Genomic DNA, 21,541 nt, shown 5'->3' on the forward strand with positions numbered 1-21,541 from the left:
ATAATGTGCTAACGCTTAAAATAAGCGCGATTTGGCTGAATGTAGAAAAAATAAAAAAGACATGCAGCCGCTATAATTTTATGTAATCCGCCAATAAATACTCTGAGTTTTTTACTGAATTTTGTCATTGAACCCGCGCGGATCAAAAACAAGTTTTGAGTCATAAATACCCTTAATACTACAATAAGGGGGTTGGTAGAGTTTGTCAAGGAAGTTTTTTCGTTATAGTATAAAGGAGTCCTATGAAAATCTTCTCAATAAAGGAAAAGCGGCAAGGAGCGAACCAAAAGCGATGAGAAAGGATCCAAGCCAGATTATAGACATTCCAGGTTTATAGTGCACTTTAGCTGCAATTTTGCTCTTACTCTTATCAATCTCTCCAATTACAACATAAATATCAGAAAGCAAATTGTGGTAGATACTGCTTTCAACATTTTTTTGACCTTCCGCAAGGTAAAATCTATATTCAGGAGTTACTTCACCCAATATCTTGTTATTCAGCAAATTCCTGATATCCATTATACCTCTCACTGCATGGAAATTTTTTTCTTTTATTAGCTCAATATTTTGCAAAGTAACTTTAAATTTATTGACTGTTATGCTATCCCCTATTTTTAAGTAATTTTCTTTTTTCTCCTGCCAACCAACTGAATAAGCTATACCAAGCACTAGAATTGCCACTCCAGCATGAGCGAGCATCATTGCATAGTAGGATTTAGAAACTCTTCTTGCTAATAAAATTGATTCGCTCTTAAATAAACGAATTCTTTTACTGTATGCTTCTAAAACAAAGATTAATAATGCTATGGAGATAGTAATTGATAGCACAATTATTAGCTCCATGTGAAAGATAAACGGCAAAATAGCTGCAGCACTGCAGAATGAAAATCTATATTCGCGGAATATTGGCAATAGACTATTTCCCTGCCAACGGCAGTATTGCCCGATTATGGTGAGCACTAGAATAGCCAGTGCGATAGGATTAAATAAAGAATTGTAATATGGTGCTCCAACTGAAATTAATTCACCGGTTAAATACCCAAGCACTGTAGGGTATAAAGTGCCAACGAACACGATGAAAAAGGCAGTGATGAATAATAAATTGTTCATCAGCATCATCGTAAGGCGTGAAAAGAATCTTCTACCCTCTGTCACTTGAGTAGCAGATTTCTTTCTGGATTCCAGTGTCAAGCATTGGAATGACATCGCAGATGTGTGATTCTTTCTCGTAAACACTACAAATATTACTAAGCTACTGGCTGTGATTATACCAAGTAGAGCTAATATATATAGTCCATACCTTGGGTCATCTGCAAACGTGTGCACTGAGGTGAGTATTCCTGAGCGGACTAGAAATGTTCCAGTTACACTCAATATAAAAGTTATAAGCGTAAGTAAGATAGCGAAATTCCTTAAAGTATTGAAATTTCGTACAACGAGCAACAAATGTGTCAGCGCCACTGCAATTAGCCACGGCATCAAAGAAACGTTTTCCACTGGATCCCAAAACCAAAATCCACCCCACCCAAGTTCGCGATATGCCCACCAGCTACCCAAGCTGATGCCTAAAGTGAGCAGCGACCAAGAAATAAGTACCCAAGGCCTGACAATTTTAGCCCAAACATTTCCTTCAGTATTTGCAATTAATCCAGCTATAGAGAGCGAAAAAGGAACGCTAAATCCAAGGTACCCCAAATATAATATCGGTGGATGAATAGCAAGGCCTATATCTTGCAATATCGGATTAAAACCCAATCCATCTTTTTCAACGCTTGGCATTTTAGTGAAGGGGCTGGATTCAAGTAAAGTGAACAGTAAAAAACAAAAGCAAATCAAGCCTTGGGTGATCAAGGATACTTTCTTCAATTTACTATCGTTATCAGTAAAAATACCCATCAGAAATAGGTAAAAGGTAAGCACTAATGTCCAAAGCAACATAGACCCTTCTTTATTTCCCCAAACTCCACAAATCTTATAGATCAAAGGTTTTGTTGTGTGTGAGTGGTAAAATACGTTTTCGAGTGAGAAATCATTTGTAATGTGGCAGTAGATCAAAATAGCCATTGATGTTGATACACAAAAAAATATGGCAGTGGTAATAAACCGACAAGAACTAAGAGGTAAAAACAAATATGTCAAAGACAATAAGCAGGCTACCAATAGCAATATATTCCCAAGTTCAGGCATAAAAAATTATATTTTTTATATAAACAATATTACTGATGACAAGTAAGAAGTTAAAGTGTTAATTGACGCTTACTATTGATGCTATAGCTAAAGTGGCTTAGGTTTACCTACAATTTGAAAAACAACAAATTCGTCATTCCGCTACTCGTTAGCGGAATCTATGCTGAGATACCGCGAATGAATCGCGGTATGACGTAGGGAAATCTTTCTTGGGTCAGCTATAGCATAATGCCCCCGTAGTTAGCTGTGCTAGTAATGCTGGCATTAATTAAAAATTAAATATTAAATCTTTATACTTTTATAGATGGCGTTAATATTGAGGTAACATTATGGGTACAACTAAGATTAGTAAATTTCCATTCAATATAAAAGGTAAAGTGGCAAAACAACATGCCGAACCAATAGTTGAAAAAAATCTCTATACTATTTTAGGATTCAAAAGTAGAGAAGATTTTGAAAATAAGACAAGTAAGCTTGTTAATAAAAAAGTTTGGCAATCATTTGTTGACTGCTTTGCAAAAGAAATAGATTATGCAGCAACTGAAAAAGTTGTAAAAAACATCGTTTGTAACATTGCAAAGAGTGATCAAGGTGATGCTTTTACCAAAACTGAACATCTGATATTAAATGAAAAGCAAGATAATAAAAAGAGAGAAAAAGCGATTAGAAAAACTATTAGCATTTTGAGAAAAATCAATCCAGAAAAAGCCTTCAATGAACTTTCAGTAATAAAAAAACAAGCTGAAGATTTTTTACAAACCGATTTTTATAAAGCTCAGAGTAAACCACTTCAAGGATTTGCTCCATCTGGTGGACAGCTCTTTGCGGAAGTTCTGAAATATATAGAAACACTAGAAAAATTATCCGAAGTAAAAAGAGAAGGGCTAGTTAAAGATTTCTTGTTAAATCATGTTAGTTCATTGAATAAAAAGTATCCTAAATCACAAGGTAAAAGGGAAGATGCTATAACAATACTATCAAGTAATGAGTTGAAAAATTTTTACAATAAAGGTGTAGAAGAAGGAATATTACAACCAATGGTATCTTACAAAGAATGCAGAAACCTGTATGACAAAATGAACCAAATGAAAAATGAATCCAAAAGTATAGTTAAAAGAGAAGAACGGGAAGAAAATTTGAAGAAAATAGATAAGTCGATAGTCAGCGCAATTAATGACATAAAAAAACATAGAGAAGCAATCCTTAACTGTAAAGACTTTCAAAGTTCTTACATAAAAGAGAAAAAAGAACATCCATTTAGAGGCAACGCATGTCAAAAAATGATTGATATATATCAAGAGAGAATTGCTGGATATCAGGAGAAAATTCGTCAAAATTTAAACCAAATAAAAGCGATATTAAAAAGTGCGCCGCAAGAAATGGATGATGTGGAAGAATTAGAGGAAATAATCGATGGTATGCATGAAGCGAAGCAGTGTGATGAAAATTTTGATTCAGCTTTGATTTGTTTATTTAACATACAGAATAAGTTAGATGTTCAGCTAGAAAATCCTCCAACAGAGCTAAGAGTTTCACACATTAACGTTAAAACTGAAGTAACTCGGTTATAAGAGCCAAATTTTTGGGACAATTTTAATTCAAGACAGCTCTCGCAACTTTAGTCTGCGTTTTTATTTGGTTGTGTTTTGTTAAAAAAACTTTAGATTTATTTTATAATCGATACTCAAATATAATGACTCAAACTTGGAATTTATTGCAAACAGGGCAAAGGGAGGGCTATAAAATTGCGTATACTAATGCTCGTATTATCGACACGGAAACTAAACTTGATATAAAAGGTTCATTATTGACTGAAGGGGATAAAATTATTGACTTTGGTGAATCATTATTTTCAACAAGTGGGGTCGATGAAACAATAGACTGTAAAGGGCTTGTTCTAATGCCAGGCCTTATTGACATTCACGTACATTTTCGTGAACCAGGCCAAGAACATAAAGAAACTATATATACAGGCAGCAAATCTGCAGCTGCGGGAGGCGTTACAACTGTAGTTTGTCAGCCGAACACTATTCCAGCAATTGATAGCGTTGTTTTGGCTAAATATTTGAAATATAGAGCACTTGAAACTTCACATGTAAACGTTGAATTTTACGCTAAAATCACCACTTCGGAAGAAAAATTGACTGAAATGGCACTTTTAAAGGAAGCAGGTGCGGTTGGGTTCACTGATGATGGCATGCCAGTTATGAACCCAATGATTATGAGACAGGCGCTGCTTTATTCAAGTATGCTGGGTGTTCCTATTGCTCAACATGCAGAAGATTTAAATTTATCAGCAGGTGGTGCAATCAATGAAGGTAAAATTTCTGAAGAATTGGGAGTAAAGGGAATCTTGAGTGCGTCAGAATCGGTTATAGTAAGTCGCGATATACTGCTCATGAAAGATATGGAAAATGTGCACTACCATATTTTACATGTCTCTTCAAAAGATTCACTTGATGCTATTAAACGTGCGAAAGATTTGGGATTAAATGTTACATGTGAAGTAACCCCTCATCACTTCACTTTGACTGAAAATATAGTAAAACAACATGGAGCAATTGCAAAAATGAACCCGCCGCTTCGCACTGAAGAAGATCGTTTAGCTATGATTGAAGGTTTAAAGACAGGTGTGATTGATTGCATTGCAACCGATCACGCTCCGCATGATCGTAATTCTAAAGATCTTCCACTTGAAAATGCTGCATTTGGTATTGTTGGCCTTGAAACAATGCTGCCCCTTTCACTTGAACTTTACCACAGTGGGCAAATCGGTCTACTTGATGTGCTTGCAAAATTGACATATAAGCCTGCAGATATAATAGACATACCACGTGGTCGTATACAAAAAAACCTTGCTGCAGATTTAATTTTAGTTGACCTCAATCATGAATGGGAAATTAAAACTGACAACTTTGCTAGTAAATCAAAGAATTCCCCTTTCGATGGGCGCAAAGTAAAAGGGCACGTGGTACGTACTGTTGTGTCTGGCAAAACTATATACTCACAGAAAAGTTAGTTATCATACCTTATCTATTCCAATTTATTATCACCAGAATGGGCTAAGTGCACCTAAATTTAAATTAAGAAGTCTCAGTCAATTTGTCTAACTTGCAAGACTTTGTATATCAACCTGATTCCCAAATAGCAAAATTGTTGTATAATGTTACTTTGAAGTTTTATTTTCAATGCGCAAGTTTGCAATACTCTTTTCTATGCTGTTTGCAATAATTGCTTACTATTTAAACAGTGAGATTATATTTGAAATAGCAAAGCTGTTTAGTGACATATTTGTTAGTTTGTTGAAATTAATAAGCTTACCTTTAGTTTTTTTATCAATAGTTTCCACAATTTCCGGGCTCAAAGACTCAATCGAAATTAAAACCTTAGTTAAGAAAACACTATTTTATACGCTGCTTACAACTATTATAGCTGCGTTTGTTGCATTATTGTTTTACCTGCTAATAGACCCAGTGAAAAAAAATTTCATATGTAACACGATAGGAAGTTTGGATAATAACAATTACAGTTACTTTTCATACTTAAAATCACTCATTCCTTCGAATTTTGTGCAAGTTTTTCTTGAAAATAACGTTATTGGTAGCATATTGATTGCTTTTTTGATGGGTGGAGCTATTGTTTCACTTTCAAAAGAAAAGCAGGACATATTACATCAAATATTCTCTGCACTTTTCGATACGTTACTTAAAATTGCTCAGGGGTTACTAAAGCTTGTTCCACTTGCTGTGTGGTCTTTTATTACATGTTTTTTGCACGAATTAAAAGGTGGTAGCAAGTTCTATAGTCTTTTTTGGTACTTTACTTGCATAATGTCTGCAAATTTTGTGCAGGCATTTCTGATTTTACCTCTACTTATGTGGTATAAAGGCATATCACCAATTCAAACGCTGAAAGGGGTTATGCCGGCACTTACACTTGCGTTTTTTTCTAAATCATCCAGTGCAACGCTGCCTACAACCATAGACTGTGTGCAGAACAAGCTAAAGGTGCCAAAGAAATTATCGTCTTTTATTTTACCAATATGCACAACAATTAATATGAATGCATGTGCTGCATTTATACTAATCACTGTGATGTTTGTTGCAGAAATGAACGGATACGTATTTTCCTTAAGCGAAATGTTGATATGGATTTTTTTAGCAACTAGTGCAGCAATTGGTAACGCTGGAGTGCCGATGGGGTGCTATTTTATGGCAACTAGTTATCTCATATCGATGAATGTTCCTCTGCATATTATGGGACTGATTTTGCCTATTTATACAATCATCGATATGTTTGAAACTGCAATAAACGTGTGGTCTGATATTTGTATCACTCAGATAATTAATAAAGAATGTAATAGTGAACTTAAAAAATGATATTAGACGAAAATAACCTAATAATAAAAGAATTTAAAGAAGCAGAGGCAATTTTGCATGGGCATTTTGTTTTATCATCCGGACTGCATAGTGACACATACATACAGTGTGCGAAGATTTTTGAAAATCCAAGCAGAGCCATGAAAGTTTGTGCATTATTAGCAGATAAAATAAAAAAAGAATTAAATAGCTCCATAGATTTAATACTATCTCCTGCAATTGGTGGAATAATTGTGGGTTATGAGATTGGCAGGCAGCTTGGAATAAAGACAATGTTTTGTGAGCGCGTTAATGGCAAGTTTGAATTACGCCGTGGATTTAAGATCAAAAAGGGTGAGAAAATATTACTTATCGAGGATGTGATAACCACAGGTAAATCTTCACTTGAAGCAGTGAAATGTGTAGAAGGGGAGGGAGGTAAAGTTATTGCTGAAGCTTCTCTAATAAAGAGGAATAGTGAAACGAAACTGCCTTTTCCTGTCATACCTTTGATTGAACTGAACATCAAAAACTACAGCGAGGAAGAACTTCCAAGTGAATTAAAACAACTACCCATAACAAAACCTGGGAGTAGAGAATATTTAACAAAGTAATCCTATAATATCTTGGAAACACAGCACAGCTTTAGTTATTTACTCCAAGTGTATTTTATGTATACTTATTACTAAATTAATTTTGAAATGATAGAAAATGAACGAATTTAAATCGATCCGAAATATAGCAATAATCGCACACGTTGACCACGGGAAAACTACTTTACTCGATAACATGTTAAAACAAAGTGGCACGTTTCGTGAGAATCAAGAAGTTCAAGAACGAGTGATGGATAGTGGTGACCAAGAGCGTGAACGCGGAATTACAATACTTGCAAAATGCACATCAATAATGTGGGGCGATGAAAAGATCAATATTATTGATACGCCAGGGCACGCGGACTTTGGCGGAGAAGTAGAAAGGGTATTGTGCATGGCAGATGGTGTGTTGCTGCTGGTTGACGCTGCAGAAGGGCCAATGCCACAAACTAAATTTGTGTTGTCAAAAGCACTAAAAGCAAATTTGAAGCCAATTGTGATAATCAATAAGGTCGACCGACCAGACAGCAGAATTGATGAAGTATTAAATGAAATATATGAGTTATTTTTTAACCTTGATGCAACCAACGAGCAGCTAGATTTTCCAGTGTTGTATGCTTCAGGTAGAAATGGCTGGTGTGCTAAGGAGCTTTCTGATGAAAGGAAAGATTTAAGCCCATTATTTTCAACGGTTATAGATTATATAAAACCTTCTGTTTATGATCAAAATGCCCCTTTTGCTATGTTGGTCACTCTACTTGAGTCTGATAAGTTTCTTGGCAGAATATTGACAGGAAAGGTTTATCAGGGCGTTGCAAAAGTCAATTCAGATCTTAAGGTACTTGATCTGGACGGTAAAGTAATTGAACGAGGGAGATTAACTAAGTTGCTCTCATTTTCTGGCTTGAAACGTATCCCAGTAGAACAAGCTGTGGCGGGAGACATAATTGCAATTGCAGGACTTGAGAAAGCTTCAGTTTCTGACACTATAGCAGCACCAGAGGTTACAACTGCAGTGAGCTCAACTCCAGTTGATCCGCCAACAATGGCAATTACTATAAGCGTTAATGACTCACCTTTTGCTGGGCAAGAGGGAACAAAACTTACCTCAACTGTTATAAAAGATCGTTTATATGCAGAAGCAGAAACAAACGTTGCAATTACTGTAACTTTGGCACCAAGTGGCGAAGCATTTGAAGTGGGTGGACGTGGTGAGTTGCAGCTTGGAGTGTTAATTGAAAATATGAGGAGAGAAGGTTTTGAGCTTTCGGTTTCACGTCCTCGCGTGCTATTTAAGGAAGAAGATGGCAAAAAACTTGAACCTATAGAGGAAGTAGTAATTGATGTAGATGATGAATATAGTGGAATCATCATGGAAAAACTCAGCTTCCGAAAAGGTGAAGTGACTGACATGAGACCTTCTGGTAATGGCAGGACAAGATTAACGTTTTTAGTGCCATCAAGAGGATTAATTGGTTATCAAGGAGAGTTTTTAACTGATTCTCGGGGCACAGGCATAATTAACCGTTTATTTCATAGTTATGCTCCACATAAAGGTTCAATTTCTGGAAGGCGCAATGGAGTTTTAATTTCTACAGATAAGGGTGAGGCTGTGGCGTATGCAATTTTCAATTTGCAAGACAGGGGAATTATGTTTATCAAGCCACAGGATAAGGTATATTGTGGCATGGTTGTCGGCCAGCATAGCCGTGACAATGATTTGGAGATAAACGTGTTAAAAGGTAAGCAATTAACAAACGTAAGAGCTTCAGGTAGTGATGAAGCCATAAAACTCACTCCTCCAAAGATAATGACACTGGAGGATATGATAGCGTATATAGATGATGATGAATTGGTGGAAGTAACTCCAAAATCTATACGTTTACGCAAGAAATTCCTTGATCCAAATGAACGTAAGCGTGCAGGAAGAGCAAAGAATAAGGAGTAGAGGTTTCTCTTTATAGGTAATGTTCGTAGCAGTGTACTGTACGAACATTTGTTTTTGTTAAGCACAACAAATGGGTCAGCGCATGACGCACAATTGTACGAACATTGTAGCCGTTATTCAAGTAGCCCGCAGAAACGAAAAAACTTGCTTGACAAACTTCACCAGCCCCCTTATTATGATAGTAAGGGTATTTATGACTCAAAACTTGTTTTTGACCTGCAGGCTCAATGACAAAATTCAGTAAAAAACTCAGAGTATTTATTGGCGGATTACATAAAATTATAGCGGCTGCATGTCTTTTTTATTTTTTCTACATTCAGCCAAATCGCGCTTATTTTAAGCGTTAGCACATTATTACAGCGCCACTTACAGTAATATAGGGTCAAAACTCGCACCACGGGGCTTCTTTTGCCTTTTTTTCGCTTGGTAAATTTCTTAATGTTTACAGCTAAAGTAACTTAGGTTCACCGACAACCGTCATCCCGCTACGTGTTAGCGGGATCTATGTTAAGAGATACCGCGAATGAATCGCGGTATGACGGTCTGTGGCGGAATGACGGTTCGTGGCGGTATGACGGTCTGCGGTGGTATGACGGTTAAGCAATTCGTCATCCCGCAGCGGGATCTCTTGTTAGCGGATGAGATACCGCGAATGAATCGTGGTATGACGGTTAAGTAGGGTGTCATTCCAGTCTGGAATCTAGTCTTTATTATGCAGCCACTTATTTAAAGTTAAGTTTTCTGGATCCAAGTAGTCAAGGCACTGGGATGACAGGAAAAGAAGGCTACTGGGATGACGAGAAAGGAGCACTGGAATGACATCATTCTTTTCCCTGGATTCCAGTGTCAAGCACTGACCATTTGCTGTCTTCAAAAATGAATGTTCGTACAGCTATGAACGCTAACTATGGATTAGAAGGAGAATAGAGAGAGGGAGGGAAATAGCGTACTATTAGAAATAGCGATAAAGAATACTTTCTTAAAATCAATGTAATTGCCTGATTGTCTTGAGTAAGCTTTGGCAGCATATAGTTGAGCACGCTTTTCAAAGTTCTTGTCCTTAGCGAGCTGCATTTCCGCGATATATTTATTTCCATGGGAATCTTTGCAGAGAACATCGACTATACTTTGTTTATCAGAGGCAATTTCAGGATTCATGATGGTGCTGAGAAACTGAACTTCTTGTATTGTGTTAACACCAGTGAAGGCCAAGATATCATTGAGAAAATGGATAAGAATATTCTTATTTTTTTCAGTACCGAAGATTTTTTTAAAGGTCAGGGCCAATTTTGGATCGAGAAACTTCGAAAGAGCCATGGTCAAAATGCTTAAAAGTATTAATAATTATACACCATTACTATCAATTATTCAACCATATTTTTAATGTTTCTACCTTTTTCCTTACACAAAACTTCAAGCATGGTAGTCCTGCAGAGATACAAGTATTGTGGCAATCCTGAAAAGCTCACTGCTTATTTTGGAGTTGTGCCATCAGTTTCCCAATCCAATCAGCAATGTACTATTGGAAAAATTACCAAACATGGACCAAAAATGGCACGTACTTCTTTAATGCAGTGTACCTGGGTTGCTATACGGTATAGTCTTTACCTGAGAAGTTTTTACGAGCATGTGAAAAAGAAGCGCGGTTCTGCTAAGGCTATTATTGCTACTGCCAGGATTTATAAATGCGACAGAACTGATTATACTCACGTTATTATACACATTCAATTATTCATGAGCCCTTTTTTGCCACAGTGATATTCATTTAAGTATTTGTCAACTTTAAATTTATTCTGTATACAAAAATATTTTGTATACTATAGTATGGGTTTCAAGAGCATTTTTACTAAGGTGATAGAGTTCATTTTTGGAAGCAGATTAAGTATGGAACTTGATGAGTATAAAAGTAATTTTTCTTTTATGATAGATGTTCTAATTAATTCTCTGAAAAATGATAACAAAAGCAGTAATGCCGCAATTGATGGGCTGGTGGAGCTAAAAAACAAGAACAGCGATTTACTGGATAAGCTTTTTGCTAACTGGCAAAAGAAACAGGAACAACTTTTATATATTTGTATATCTTTATTAGTAGTTAATATCTTACTTATATACTTCCACTTAAAGTCTTTTTCGCAATTAGCTAGTATAATTATGAGCATATTTTCTTAAGAACAGTACTGGTAGATTTTATATATGTTTCTGCTGGTAAGGGGCTTTAGCTGACTGAATGATAGGAGGTACTATTTGACACTTGGTTTAAGCTTTGTTAAGTTATTGCTAGTATTCTGTTTTTTTTTGTGGAGTCGTATTGCATGATATCAAGAAAATCTAAAATAGTCTTATGCTTGATGATACCGATAATAGGGTTGACTTCTTATGTTAATGGTCATTACTTTACTGATAGCCATATACAAAAGAGCGTTGAGGACGATTTTGAACCATTTTTCAGAACGAATCCTTCACAACCAAAGTATATTCCTGATCCTCCGAAATTGACTGAGTTTGATAGAGATGTATTGAAAATTTGCGGAGATTGGGGATCATATCCAAGCGAAAAGGATTTCAGATCTTTACTTGACTCTCCAGAATATCAAGGAGTAGTGAAAGGAATATATGATAAGCTTGATCATCAAGTGATTACACCGAATGCGGACCTAGGGCTATTTAAAGACGAGCTAACTCAAATTTGGTTTGCTGGCAAAGGAAGTAAATTTGCTAGAAGAGGAGAAAACGGAGAGACTGTAGGGTTTAGACATGTTTTTTGTGATGAGCCAGACAAATCCAAGTTAGGAGGTATGCATTTTGTTGGAAGGTATCTTGAAGCTCAGGGGAATAAGTGGGCAGGAGCAATTTGGTATGATGCCCCATGCAATAAAACGGATATTGAGCCGCCAGTTTATACATTGGGGGTAAAATATTTAGGTAGAGGTGGAAATATAAAAGTTAATTGTGAGAAGGGATATGCATATAACCTTCATGCTGATGATATTTTAGTTTATGCAACCAAAGCGTTTAAAGAATTACGAAAAGACGGAGGGTGCTTATATGAGATGGAAGGTGGCAGATATCAATCAGTATTTGTAAGAGAACGTAACGCTATAATTACATTCTATCCGGATTTAACGCCACACTGTGATGATAAACGTACTTATTGTAGCTGCAGTAACTCTTGAGAAAAATTGATGGTAATAGCGCGGACCAACCCATTCCAAAACAAAAAGCTCTCACCGTCCTTGGTTTTGAGCGCTGGAAATGGTTAGATTATTTCGATTTTTAATAATATATTTTTCTAAATTAATAGCAATCCATTTGGAAATAACAGGGGAATTTATGATAATTGTATATTTTTAATAGAATAAAGCTCTTTGTCCTTTTTGCAAAAAACATTCTTAATTTTTCCAATACTTTTTCTTGATAAAATCATTCATAAAACGTTAGTAATTTTACTGTAACAATAGATTTTACAAGGAAGTATGGAATGAGCAATACTGATTTATTTATATCTATTGAAAATGGTAAAATTGATGAAGTAAGGCGCCTGATAAATGATGGAGTCAATGTTAACGAGAAAAATAAAGATGGACAGACTCCTTTACATTTAGCTGTTGAAAAGAATAATGAAAAAGCAGTAGATGCGCTACTAAAAGCAAGAGGAATTAATGTTTATGCAAAAGATAGTTCAGGAAAGACTCCTTTAGATCTTGCTCATTATAGAGATCACAAAGGAAGTCACACTACATTGATGATTGCTCTGACAAAAACACAAAATGAAATAGAAGATTTGTGTTTAGCTATTAAAGATGTTAAGGTTAAGGAAGTAGACGATTTAATAAATCAAGGAGTAAACGTCAATGTAATAGATCAAGATGGAATGACTCCTTTACATTATGCTGCCAAAAAACACAATGAAGATATAGCAAATGCTTTAATAAAGGCAGGAGGAGATATTAACATAAAAGATCAAGATGGAAGAACACCTTTACATTGGGCTGCCATAGAACGTAATAAGGGTGTAGCAAATGCTTTAATAAAGGCAGGAGCAGATATTAACATAAAAGATCAAGATGGAAGAACATCTTTACATTGGGCTGCCATAGAACGTAATAAGGGTGTAGCAAATGCTTTAATAAAAGCAGGAGCAGATATTAATGCTGAAGATGAATATGGAAGGATTCCTTTACATTGGGCTGCCGACGTAGGCAGTATAGAGGTAACACAAATTCTATTAGAGGCAAAAGTTAACGTTAATGCACAAGATAAAAATGGAAAGGCTCCTTTACACTTGGCTGCTAAAGAAAATCACGCATAGTTAGTAAAAGTTCTGTTAAGTAATAGAGCAGATATTAGCGTAAAAGATCACCATGGAGATACTCCTTTCAATTTAACTACTAACGAAGAAATAAAAGCTCTATTAAGAAATGCTGCTTTACTTGAGGCTGTTAAAAGTGGCAACATTAGTGAAGTAAAACATCTAGTAAGTGAAGGAGCAGATGTTAATGTAGTTGAAGATTTTTTTACTCCTTTATACTGGGCTGCTGAAAATAAACATTTTAGTATAGTCGAAATTCTATTAGATAATGGAGCACATATTGATAATGGCGATTATTCTCGAGAACGCGGTGTATTAGCTCTATTACAAAAAAAAGAAGCTGAATATTGCAAGAGTTCTCTACATCTGGCTGCTAGGCTTGGCAAGTTGAGAGAAGTAAAAGATCTATTAGAAAAAGGGGCAAATGTTAATGCACAAAATGATAGAAAAGATACTCCTTTACATTTAGCTGTTCAAAATGGTCATACAGAGATAGTAAGTGCTTTAATAAAAGTAGAAGGAATTGATATTAATGCAAAAGATAGAGATGGAAATACTCCTTTAGATTTGGCTAGAACAGAAGAAATAAAAACTCTACTAAAAGAAGCCGTAGAAAGAACTGATGATGGTGGTGAGTCATCGACAGGTAATGAAGGAGATCCACAGAAAGATGCTGGTGCGCAACAGCCAGATGATAATAAAAAAGGGGGTGCGGGAGAAGGAACAAGTGTGGAGCCTGCTTCCAAAGAGCCTACACAAACAGAAGAACAGCCGAGCTCTTCAGGTAATGCAAAAGGTCTACAGAAAGATGCTGGTACGCAACAGAAGGAAGGGCAAGGAGATAATGTTCAATTACACCCAGATAGTAATGAAGGAAATTCAGAGGAGGAAGAACAGCCGAGCTCCTTTTTTGGTAATTTATTTAGTATAATTACAAAGCCTTTTTCATTAATTATATCATTTTTCGGTGGGTTTTTTTCATGGTTGTTTGGGTCTAACGGAGAAGAAGCTGATGAATCTAACTCACAATCTGATGTTTCTTTATCTACATCGGATTTATTGGACTATGATACAATGAACACAGATTTAGAGTAGCACAAGAGACCAACTGATTCCAAGACAAACTGTTCTCGCGGCCGGTGGTTTTGCGTTGCCGAAGGTAGTTATATTATTTGATATTTCAATATAATTAACTAAGAAATCAATAATAATCTGTTTGGCAATAGAAGAAAAATAATGGAAGATTCATAATAAAAATATACCTATTCGGTACATGGTTAGCTTTAAAATTGAGTTTCTCGAGATTTCTCTCTACTTTTTCCAAGAAAGTCACTTTAGTGTATTTTAATATGTTGATGTTACTGTTGATTATGTAGCATTTGAGTGAGATTGGTAGTATGAGTAATGATGAAATGAAAAATTATGTAGCTAAGGAATTTTTCAGCTTAGATGACAAAAGTGATGTCGCGTTAAGAAAGTTTGTTCAAGAAAAGTACATCCCAAAGTTTTACCCTCAAAACACAGTTGAGACGGCCAAAATCATAGATTATGTACAAAAAATGATAAGCTATATTCATTCAATCGAAGAAGACTTTCAACAATGTTATGGACGAAATTTAAAAGATGTTGGTTATGATTTGAGTACAGTGACCCGTATTAGAGATAATGAACAAACTAGTTATATAGCTAAGGAATTTTTCAGCTTAGATGACAAAAGTGATGTCGCGTTAAGAAAGTTTGTTCAAGAAAAGCATATCCCAAAGTTTTACCCTCAAAGCACAGTTGAGACGGCCAAAATCATAGATTATGTACAAGAAATGATGAGCTATATTCGTTCAATCGAAGAAGACTTTCAACAACGTTATGGACTAAGTTTAAAAGATATGAATTATGATTTTAGCGAAATAAGAGAAGCAGTTCACTTTAGCCAGGGTGATTTAATAAAAGGCAGCTATATAACCGATAAAGAAAGATATGAAGAAATTTATAAAGGGCTAGCTAATAAAATTGGTTCTTCGATTGATAAAGGAGTATGTGATTACTTGTGTAATATTGCTACTTTGACAAACGCTGTTTCAAGTCAAAAAAACTTTCTTCGTGTGTTCCCTAATTTTAACCCTAATTCAGAGCAGTACGAAAAAGAGAAAGGAAAACTAAGTGAGAAATCTATAGGATTATTAAATAAACTAGAGTCAACACCATCAACAGGCAGTCCTATCACATTACTTAATCATTCAAATACTATACAACTACAAGGTTGTGATCTATATAAACGTCTTCCTTTTAGCACTTTATCAATCAAAGATCATAAAAATATTCTTAAAAGAGACACCAGTACTGGACAGTGTAGCATAAATCAAGAGAGGTTAAAAAAAGTTCTGAATAATATGAACGTTGGAGACGAGAGAAAAATATGGATGCTTCATTTAAAAAGAAAATCTTCAAGAAAATCAGTAAGAGGGAGATTGAAATTAGTTTCATGTAGGTATGTGGGAGAAGAATCAAAAGAAAATATGGAATATAAACCTGGACATTCTGTGATGATTTGTAAAACTGCAGAAGACGAGTTTAATTTTTTTGGCCCTAATGTTGGATTTCTTGAAGGGTTAACAACTCATCAAGCATCTATTGCTTTAACCAGTAGCTTTGATATAGCTAATAAGGAAGTTAAAGATAAATTCAATAATATTGCTTTTTTTGATAATAAAAAGATTCTAAATAAAATTGAAAAAGGAGAGTACAGTAATAGATTAAACGTAGAATACTATGATAGATTAGAATGCGATGATATATTTGAACAAGAAGTTTCATCCTTTCTGAACGATATAATCCTTTCTGAGCTATCTGTTCCGTGTCCGTTCAAGTCAAAGCTCCTGAATTCATAAGAGGTAAGATCATTGAAAGTTTTGAATCTTTGTGCATATTCACAGCCGATGTCAGAATAAAAGCTTGCTGGTTTTGGTTGTTGGAGATGGTTATATAATTTAAGTTTTTAGTAATATTTTATATTAAATTAACACTAATTCATTTGAGAGTAATTGGAAAAACTCATGGTAAATTTATAGCAAAATAGACCTTTTCTGTCAGTGTGGTTAGCTTTCTCTAACATGGATTTACCTATCTATACTGGCTTATCTGCTGCTTAGCACTTTGCTCTTGACTTGCTGCACTTGCTCTTCTTTTTAACTCAGCTTTGACTTGACTTTTAGCTTTTGGTTCACCTTCCGAAGTTACATGAGATTTGGGAGAATGGTTAGGGTCACTTACTTCTATATCTCTTTTTGACAGCCCTTGAGCTTCCTTAATCTTTGAGAATGTTGCCTTCCCTACATTTAACATTTTTTTCCCCACAGCACTTAATGCATCATAGCCTGCACCCAGTACTTTTTCTGCCCCTTGAATAAGTTTACCATTTGATATGATATCAACAGCTACAATACCTAAAGCAATTGCAACACCAATTGGCCCTCCAAAAAGGAAACCAATTGCAATAGTACCAACTCTAAACAAGAATTCCTTTGTGAGACTTGGTTTTGCACTTTCTGTTCTATTTTCCTTTGTGGCAGTAGAGTTTTCAGTTCTATTATTGTTTCTATATGGTATATAATTTAATATTGTGCTTCCTAAATCAGTTTTTTTACCTTTTTCTCTTTTATCTCTTTCAGAAGTATTATTTCCTGTATTTTTATCTTGTGTAATTTTTATATACCTTCTAGGAGATGCAGCTGCTTGTTGCACTTCAGACTGGTTTATGGTTACGTAATTTGGGTTTATATTCGTCTTTTGCAGATTAACATTTAATAACTCTGATATTTCTTTCCTTAGCTGGATATCTTCTCCTTGATAATTACTAGCAAGATCTTTGATTTCTTTCTTTTTTTCCTGAATTTGGGCCATAATTTGAGTGAAAGAGTCATCGGTTATTTTGTTATCATTGTTGTGACGATGACGTGATTCAATATAAAGAACTTCACTTTTTTCAATTACCCTATCGCCTCGTTCTCTTATTGCCTTAATTACTTTCTCTTTAAATAAACTGTAAATGGCATGTATTGCCTTTTCAGGCAAATCATCTTTTTGAAAAGAGTCACGCAGTCTTTGCATAGGAGTTTCTAGATCTAGTTCGCTACAGTAAGGAAAATGTACTTCGGTTTCCTTTACTACGGGTACGGAGATGTTTTGAGTATATATTTGTTCTTCATTTTTACTATTGGCAGCTACACCATTAGCAGTATGTACTTTGTTTAGCTTCCTTTTTTTAGGAGGTAATGCTGGTTTAGCTTTTGAATTCTCAGGTTTAGGAGGCAATGGAGGTGCGGTTTTTGTATTAAACCCAGGTTTAGGAGGTAATTGTGGTGGCTTTTCTTCAGATAATTGTTTCTGAATATCTTGAAGATTTTGGTATATAGGTTCTTCTTTCTTCAAATTTTCATAAATTGGTTCTTGTACTAAGTTAGCATTGACAAACTTCTGTACTCTTTCTAGATAATGAGCATCTTTGTCTTGTTGAGGTACTTGAACACCTTTAAATTTAATATTGTTTATATCTTCAATACTCAGCCCATTTTCTTTAAGCCATCCCTCTCTTTTGCTCACTGATTCAACAAACTCATTAATCTTTTCAATATTTGTTTTATCATCATCAACCAGCATGACAGTTTTTGGCAACCTACCATTTTTATCTTTGTACTTTACAATTGCTTTACAGATATGCAAATTTTTTCCGAATTGGTCTCGCTGCCCTCTCTCTGGTAGCTGGAAATCATAATGTTTTGGAAAGTGGCCAAATATAGAAACACTGTCTGCTTGTTCTTTAGATAAACCCAAATGATTCTCTACAACCCTTTTCACAGCATTTGGATATCCTGTGAATGATGCAATACTCACTTCTATTCCCTTTGAAAGTGCAGATTGTAATACAGATTTTAGCTTCTCTTTATTTTTTATTCCACCTTCATTCTCTATAAATTTTCTTATATCGGCATCAGTCACTGCACCTTCCGCAGCAGAATTATAATCACTTTTTTTAACTCCGAAATGTCTACCAGAAAAAGTACCATGCATGTGCCCATTAGTAATAGTGTTATCGAAGTCAAATATTAATAGAGCACTATTTCCTTTAGCCATACCTTTGCCTCTAATCCTTATAAATTAAGGATAAAGGATAACATTAGCAGACTAATTATTTATTAAGATACTTGAATTACTTTTTCAATTTTTCAACTTCGCTGATGGGCAATCCTGTTAATCTAGCAATAGTATTAATACTCATTTTATCAGCAAGCATTTCCTTTGCCACAGCTATTTTAGCCTGTTTTTCGCCCTCTTCGCTGCTTTTTTCATGTCCGATGAGGATGACTTCTGTGGTTATTGGCTGATAACCGTAGTGCAATGATTCCCTATTATCCAATCCGGTGCTTCTCTGCCCTTTTCCCACTTAGCAAACCTTATCTTTTCCTTTAGGTAATACTCTCTATAGGCTTGTATAGGACTACTGCATTTATATCGATCAGGCAGTGCTTGTGTAAAAGTTTGTATATCAGCTGATTGAAAAATGAGTAAATCCTTGTTATTATTACACCAATCTATTACTTTCTTTGACTTATGTTTTCTTTTGTATCGCCACGTATACTCTTTACACAATTCTTTTCCATATCCTATCAACCAATAAAAATTCCCTTTCGACTGTCTAGCCCATAAAGAGCAAGGATGGTTTTTGTGAGTAAGTTTATATGGAACTTCTATATTTTGGTTTGTGATACTGACAAAAGGATTTGGCGCTTCTAATGCGATTGAAAAAACACTACTAAGCAATTGAGCAGTTTCTAATGGCATTTTCACTATGTGCTTATCGCATAACATTTGTGCTGCAATTGCTGGGTCTTTATCTAGTACAAAGATGTTCATCTAAAAGCTTAAGTCTTTAACTTCATCAAACATAAGACCAGTAGTTTGAGCTATGATATCAATAGAAACTCCTGCTTTAAGTAAATTCTTTGCAACTTCAATTTCCCTCTCTTTTCTGCCTTTTTCTTGACCAATTTGGATGCCTTCCTCCTTGCCTTCCGCTCTGCCTTTTTCATGACCGATTTGAATGCCTTCTTCTCTACCTTTTTCAGTAGCATCATCAAGTTTTTGAGCGAGAACAGCCTGTTCATCAAGAATACGTTTTATTTCCTGTTCATAGGCAATAAATTCTTTTTCTGACCAGTTAAATCTATTTAGCTCTTCATAGGCCTTTTTAATTATTACATCACTACCTATTATTTTTTCCAGCTCTTCTTCACTAGTCTCATCTGCATACTTAAAGAAGTATATCCATTTTTCGACTATATTTGAAAGCTGATCTTCTTTGGTTTTTGAAAATTTTGGCAATTCAATAAATATAAAGTAAAAATCTTTTAGATCATGCTCATTAGTGTCTTCGTCGCGAATAGTATGCTTTGATTTATACTCAGACTTATCCGGAAACAGGATACAATCTGCTATAGCAATGAAGATAATTTCCTTAGTATTGATCACCTTTATCAGCTTGTCTTGAATAGGCTTTAGCTGCATAGTATTAGGCACGTTTTTCGAAGCCTTTGGTTTTAGCGACCTGCATCTCGCAAACGTACTGAATACCTGAAGAATCTCTACAGAGAACATCAACAATACTTTATTTTTTAGAGGCAATATCAGGGTCTTGAATAGTACTTAAAAACTCTATATCCTGTATTGCATTTTTGCCAGTAAAGCCCAGAATATCATTGAGAAAGTGAATGAGAATATCTTTATTCTTTTCAGTACCAAAGATACGGCGAAAGGCGACATCATTTTTGGGATCGAGAAACTTGGAAAGAGCCATAGTAAGAGTACCTAAAAAGCATTAATAATTATACACAATTCTGAAGGAATGTTCAACCTTTTTATCACTAAACCTTATTTGACCTTACCCAGAAAAAGTGGAGAGAAAGGAGTTTTTTTCTGGTAAAATAAAATTTTGGAGATGGCAAGAGAATATACGGCAGAATTCAAATTAGAAGCTGTTAAACTGGCAAATGAACAAAGAAAGGCAGGTCAAACAATTACAAAAAAGTAGCAAGGGATCTAGGAATAAAGGATAGTTTATTAGGAAAATGGATGAAGAAACACAACGAAAAAAAGTCGGCAGCAGATGCATTTCCAGGTAGAAGCAACATATCTCCTTACAACAAAGAGAGATTTGATTTACAAAGAGAGTTAGCAAGAGTAACAAGGGAAAGAGACATTTTAAAAAAAGCCCTGGGATATTTTGCCAGTCACAAAGAGTAAAATACTTTTTTATAAAAGAGCACAGCAAACGTTATAAAGTACAGGAATTATGTAGGGTTTTGAATGTATCTGCTAGTGGCTACTATAAGTGGGCTGCAAGAAAAATAAGCAGCAGAGAATTAGCAAATAAAAGCAGATATTCAAACAAAGCTTCTAAATGTAGATATGGAGCTCCTAAAATTCATGCTGAATTAAAAGCTTTAGGTAAAAGTTGTAACTTGAAAACAGTGCAAAGTATCATGCGAAAGAACGGCATGAGGGCTATGCTAAGAAGAAAATTTAAAACTAAGAAACAGCAGACAGATAATAGAATTGTAGTACCCAACATATTAGACCAGAATTTTATTGTTGATCAGCCAAATAAAGTATGGGCAACTGATATCACTTATATAAGAACCAAGGAGGGATGGCTATATTTGGCAGGATCTATATTCACGTATGATAGTTAATGAGTAGCTCAATAAATAAGCAATTGGTATGGCTGTTAACAAGCGTAAACCTGCCAAAAATCTAATGTTACATAGTGACCAAGGTTTACAATATACTTCACAAAGTTACCAATATCTCCTAACCATAAAAAACATAGATGAGTCATAAGGGTTGTTGTTACGACAATTCTGTTGTAGAAAGCTTTTTCAGTTCTTTAAAAAGGGAGTTACCAATAGACTTCTAAGCACTCTAAACAGTATATTAGAACTGCTATATTTGAATATATAGAAATTTTTTATAACAAACAACGTAGACTTTCTACTATTAACTATTGCTTTCCTGAACTTTTTATTCTTTTCGTAAAAAAAATATTCAAACTTTCTCTCCACTTTTTCTGGGTAAGGTCAGTTTGCTTGACCTAAGA

16 protein-coding genes and 5 pseudogenes are annotated in these 21,541 nt (G+C 35.1%); 14 read left to right on the forward strand and 7 right to left on the reverse strand.

The features are described from left to right. Positions 1-240: 240 nt before the first annotated feature. Entirely contained in the window at positions 241-2,187 is a 1,947-nt protein-coding gene (locus NHG98_RS04605; protein WP_096617373.1) for a heme lyase CcmF/NrfE family subunit, read from the reverse strand. 329 nt (positions 2,188-2,516) lie between these two features. Here NHG98_RS04605 and NHG98_RS04610 point away from each other — a divergent pair, with 329 nt between their 5' ends. The 6 genes from NHG98_RS04610 (at position 2,517) to NHG98_RS04635 (ending at position 9,765) form a co-directional block, all read left to right on the forward strand. Further along, positions 2,517-3,758 (forward strand): hypothetical protein, encoded by a 1,242-nt coding sequence (locus tag NHG98_RS04610; protein ID WP_096617371.1) that lies wholly within the window; start codon positions 2,517-2,519, stop codon positions 3,756-3,758. 122 nt (positions 3,759-3,880) lie between these two features. After that, positions 3,881-5,206, forward strand: coding sequence for a dihydroorotase (locus NHG98_RS04615; RefSeq protein WP_096617369.1), 1,326 nt, complete (start codon positions 3,881-3,883; stop codon positions 5,204-5,206). A 169-nt stretch (positions 5,207-5,375) separates the two neighbouring features. Next, positions 5,376-6,566, forward strand: coding sequence for a dicarboxylate/amino acid:cation symporter (locus tag NHG98_RS04620; protein WP_096617367.1), 1,191 nt, complete (start codon positions 5,376-5,378; stop codon positions 6,564-6,566). Then, positions 6,563-7,159, forward strand: a complete 597-nt coding sequence (gene pyrE / locus NHG98_RS04625; protein ID WP_096617365.1) for an orotate phosphoribosyltransferase — start codon at positions 6,563-6,565, stop codon at positions 7,157-7,159. Before NHG98_RS04620 ends, pyrE begins: the two co-directional genes overlap by 4 nt. 97 nt (positions 7,160-7,256) lie before the next feature. Further along, on the forward strand, positions 7,257-9,086 hold the full coding sequence (typA, locus tag NHG98_RS04630) for a translational GTPase TypA (protein WP_096676796.1): 1,830 nt from the start codon (positions 7,257-7,259) through the stop codon (positions 9,084-9,086). Between the two features lie 523 nt (positions 9,087-9,609). Beyond that, on the forward strand, positions 9,610-9,765 hold the full coding sequence (locus NHG98_RS04635; protein WP_259245333.1) for a hypothetical protein: 156 nt from the start codon (positions 9,610-9,612) through the stop codon (positions 9,763-9,765). Between the two features lie 21 nt (positions 9,766-9,786). On the opposite strand, the gene NHG98_RS04640 is transcribed toward NHG98_RS04635, so the two are convergent. Further along, positions 9,787-9,960 carry a hypothetical protein gene (locus NHG98_RS04640; RefSeq protein WP_259245334.1) on the reverse strand — a complete coding sequence of 58 codons (174 nt, stop codon included), beginning with the start codon at positions 9,958-9,960 and terminating at the stop codon, positions 9,787-9,789. A gap of 62 nt (positions 9,961-10,022) precedes the next feature. Further along, positions 10,023-10,403, reverse strand: a pseudogene (locus tag NHG98_RS04645) (Rpn family recombination-promoting nuclease/putative transposase); the annotation flags it as partial. A gap of 135 nt (positions 10,404-10,538) precedes the next feature. On the opposite strand from NHG98_RS04645, the pseudogene NHG98_RS04650 reads away from it, so the two are divergent. The 7 genes and pseudogenes from NHG98_RS04650 to NHG98_RS04675 form a co-directional block, all read left to right on the forward strand. After that, positions 10,539-10,763 (forward strand): annotated as a pseudogene (locus NHG98_RS04650) (transposase); the annotation flags it as partial. A gap of 147 nt (positions 10,764-10,910) precedes the next feature. After that, positions 10,911-11,255 carry a hypothetical protein gene (locus tag NHG98_RS04655; RefSeq protein ID WP_096560608.1) on the forward strand — a complete coding sequence of 115 codons (345 nt, stop codon included), beginning with the start codon at positions 10,911-10,913 and terminating at the stop codon, positions 11,253-11,255. Positions 11,256-11,401: 146 nt separating this feature from the next. Beyond that, complete coding sequence (locus NHG98_RS04660) at positions 11,402-12,259, forward strand: EndoU domain-containing protein (protein ID WP_458694703.1); 858 nt, start codon at positions 11,402-11,404, stop codon at positions 12,257-12,259. 305 nt (positions 12,260-12,564) lie between these two features. After that, positions 12,565-13,395: an ankyrin repeat domain-containing protein gene (locus NHG98_RS04665; protein ID WP_096560610.1), complete on the forward strand. Its 831-nt coding sequence runs from the start codon at positions 12,565-12,567 to the stop codon at positions 13,393-13,395. A 33-nt stretch (positions 13,396-13,428) separates the two neighbouring features. Next, positions 13,429-13,644 (forward strand): annotated as a pseudogene (locus NHG98_RS06445) (ankyrin repeat domain-containing protein); the annotation flags it as partial. A 138-nt stretch (positions 13,645-13,782) separates the two neighbouring features. After that, positions 13,783-14,490 (forward strand): ankyrin repeat domain-containing protein, encoded by a 708-nt coding sequence (locus NHG98_RS04670; RefSeq protein WP_096560611.1) that lies wholly within the window; start codon positions 13,783-13,785, stop codon positions 14,488-14,490. 302 nt (positions 14,491-14,792) lie between these two features. Further along, a complete protein-coding gene (locus tag NHG98_RS04675) occupies positions 14,793-16,280 on the forward strand; it encodes a hypothetical protein (RefSeq protein ID WP_096641488.1) in 1,488 nt (495 codons plus the stop codon). Positions 16,281-16,512: 232 nt separating this feature from the next. On the opposite strand, the gene NHG98_RS04680 is transcribed toward NHG98_RS04675, so the two are convergent. From NHG98_RS04680 to NHG98_RS04695, 4 genes and pseudogenes are all read right to left on the reverse strand, one after another. Continuing rightward, positions 16,513-18,522, reverse strand: coding sequence for a hypothetical protein (locus tag NHG98_RS04680; protein WP_096560613.1), 2,010 nt, complete (start codon positions 18,520-18,522; stop codon positions 16,513-16,515). A gap of 76 nt (positions 18,523-18,598) precedes the next feature. After that, positions 18,599-18,787 carry a hypothetical protein gene (locus NHG98_RS04685; protein WP_096560614.1) on the reverse strand — a complete coding sequence of 63 codons (189 nt, stop codon included), beginning with the start codon at positions 18,785-18,787 and terminating at the stop codon, positions 18,599-18,601. After that, on the reverse strand, positions 18,763-19,302 hold the full coding sequence (locus NHG98_RS04690; RefSeq protein WP_096560615.1) for a pyrimidine dimer DNA glycosylase/endonuclease V: 540 nt from the start codon (positions 19,300-19,302) through the stop codon (positions 18,763-18,765). The genes NHG98_RS04685 and NHG98_RS04690 overlap by 25 nt, the downstream gene beginning before the upstream one ends. Further along, positions 19,303-20,242: pseudogene (locus NHG98_RS04695) on the reverse strand (Rpn family recombination-promoting nuclease/putative transposase). Between the two features lie 135 nt (positions 20,243-20,377). Between NHG98_RS04695 and NHG98_RS06550 the strand changes: the two are divergent. Further along, positions 20,378-21,539, forward strand: a pseudogene (locus NHG98_RS06550) (IS3 family transposase). Positions 21,540-21,541 lie beyond the last annotated feature (2 nt).

Origin of the sequence: Wolbachia endosymbiont of Aedes albopictus (assembly GCF_024804185.1) — a bacterium.
In the GTDB taxonomy this organism is placed as follows: Bacteria; Pseudomonadota; Alphaproteobacteria; order Rickettsiales; family Anaplasmataceae; genus Wolbachia; species Wolbachia pipientis_B.

Coding starts and splice junctions, on each gene's coding strand:
- NHG98_RS04605 (WP_096617373.1), bottom strand. CDS start 2,187: ATGCCTGAACTTGGGAATATATTGCTATTGGTAGCCTGCTTATTGTCT.
- NHG98_RS04610 (WP_096617371.1), top strand. CDS start 2,517: ATGGGTACAACTAAGATTAGTAAATTTCCATTCAATATAAAAGGTAAA.
- NHG98_RS04615 (WP_096617369.1), top strand. CDS start 3,881: ATGACTCAAACTTGGAATTTATTGCAAACAGGGCAAAGGGAGGGCTAT.
- NHG98_RS04620 (WP_096617367.1), top strand. CDS start 5,376: ATGCGCAAGTTTGCAATACTCTTTTCTATGCTGTTTGCAATAATTGCT.
- pyrE (WP_096617365.1), top strand. CDS start 6,563: ATGATATTAGACGAAAATAACCTAATAATAAAAGAATTTAAAGAAGCA.
- typA (WP_096676796.1), top strand. CDS start 7,257: ATGAACGAATTTAAATCGATCCGAAATATAGCAATAATCGCACACGTT.
- NHG98_RS04635 (WP_259245333.1), top strand. CDS start 9,610: ATGAATCGCGGTATGACGGTCTGTGGCGGAATGACGGTTCGTGGCGGT.
- NHG98_RS04655 (WP_096560608.1), top strand. CDS start 10,911: ATGGGTTTCAAGAGCATTTTTACTAAGGTGATAGAGTTCATTTTTGGA.
- NHG98_RS04665 (WP_096560610.1), top strand. CDS start 12,565: ATGAGCAATACTGATTTATTTATATCTATTGAAAATGGTAAAATTGAT.
- NHG98_RS04675 (WP_096641488.1), top strand. CDS start 14,793: ATGAGTAATGATGAAATGAAAAATTATGTAGCTAAGGAATTTTTCAGC.
- NHG98_RS04680 (WP_096560613.1), bottom strand. CDS start 18,522: ATGGCTAAAGGAAATAGTGCTCTATTAATATTTGACTTCGATAACACT.
- NHG98_RS04690 (WP_096560615.1), bottom strand. CDS start 19,302: ATGAACATCTTTGTACTAGATAAAGACCCAGCAATTGCAGCACAAATG.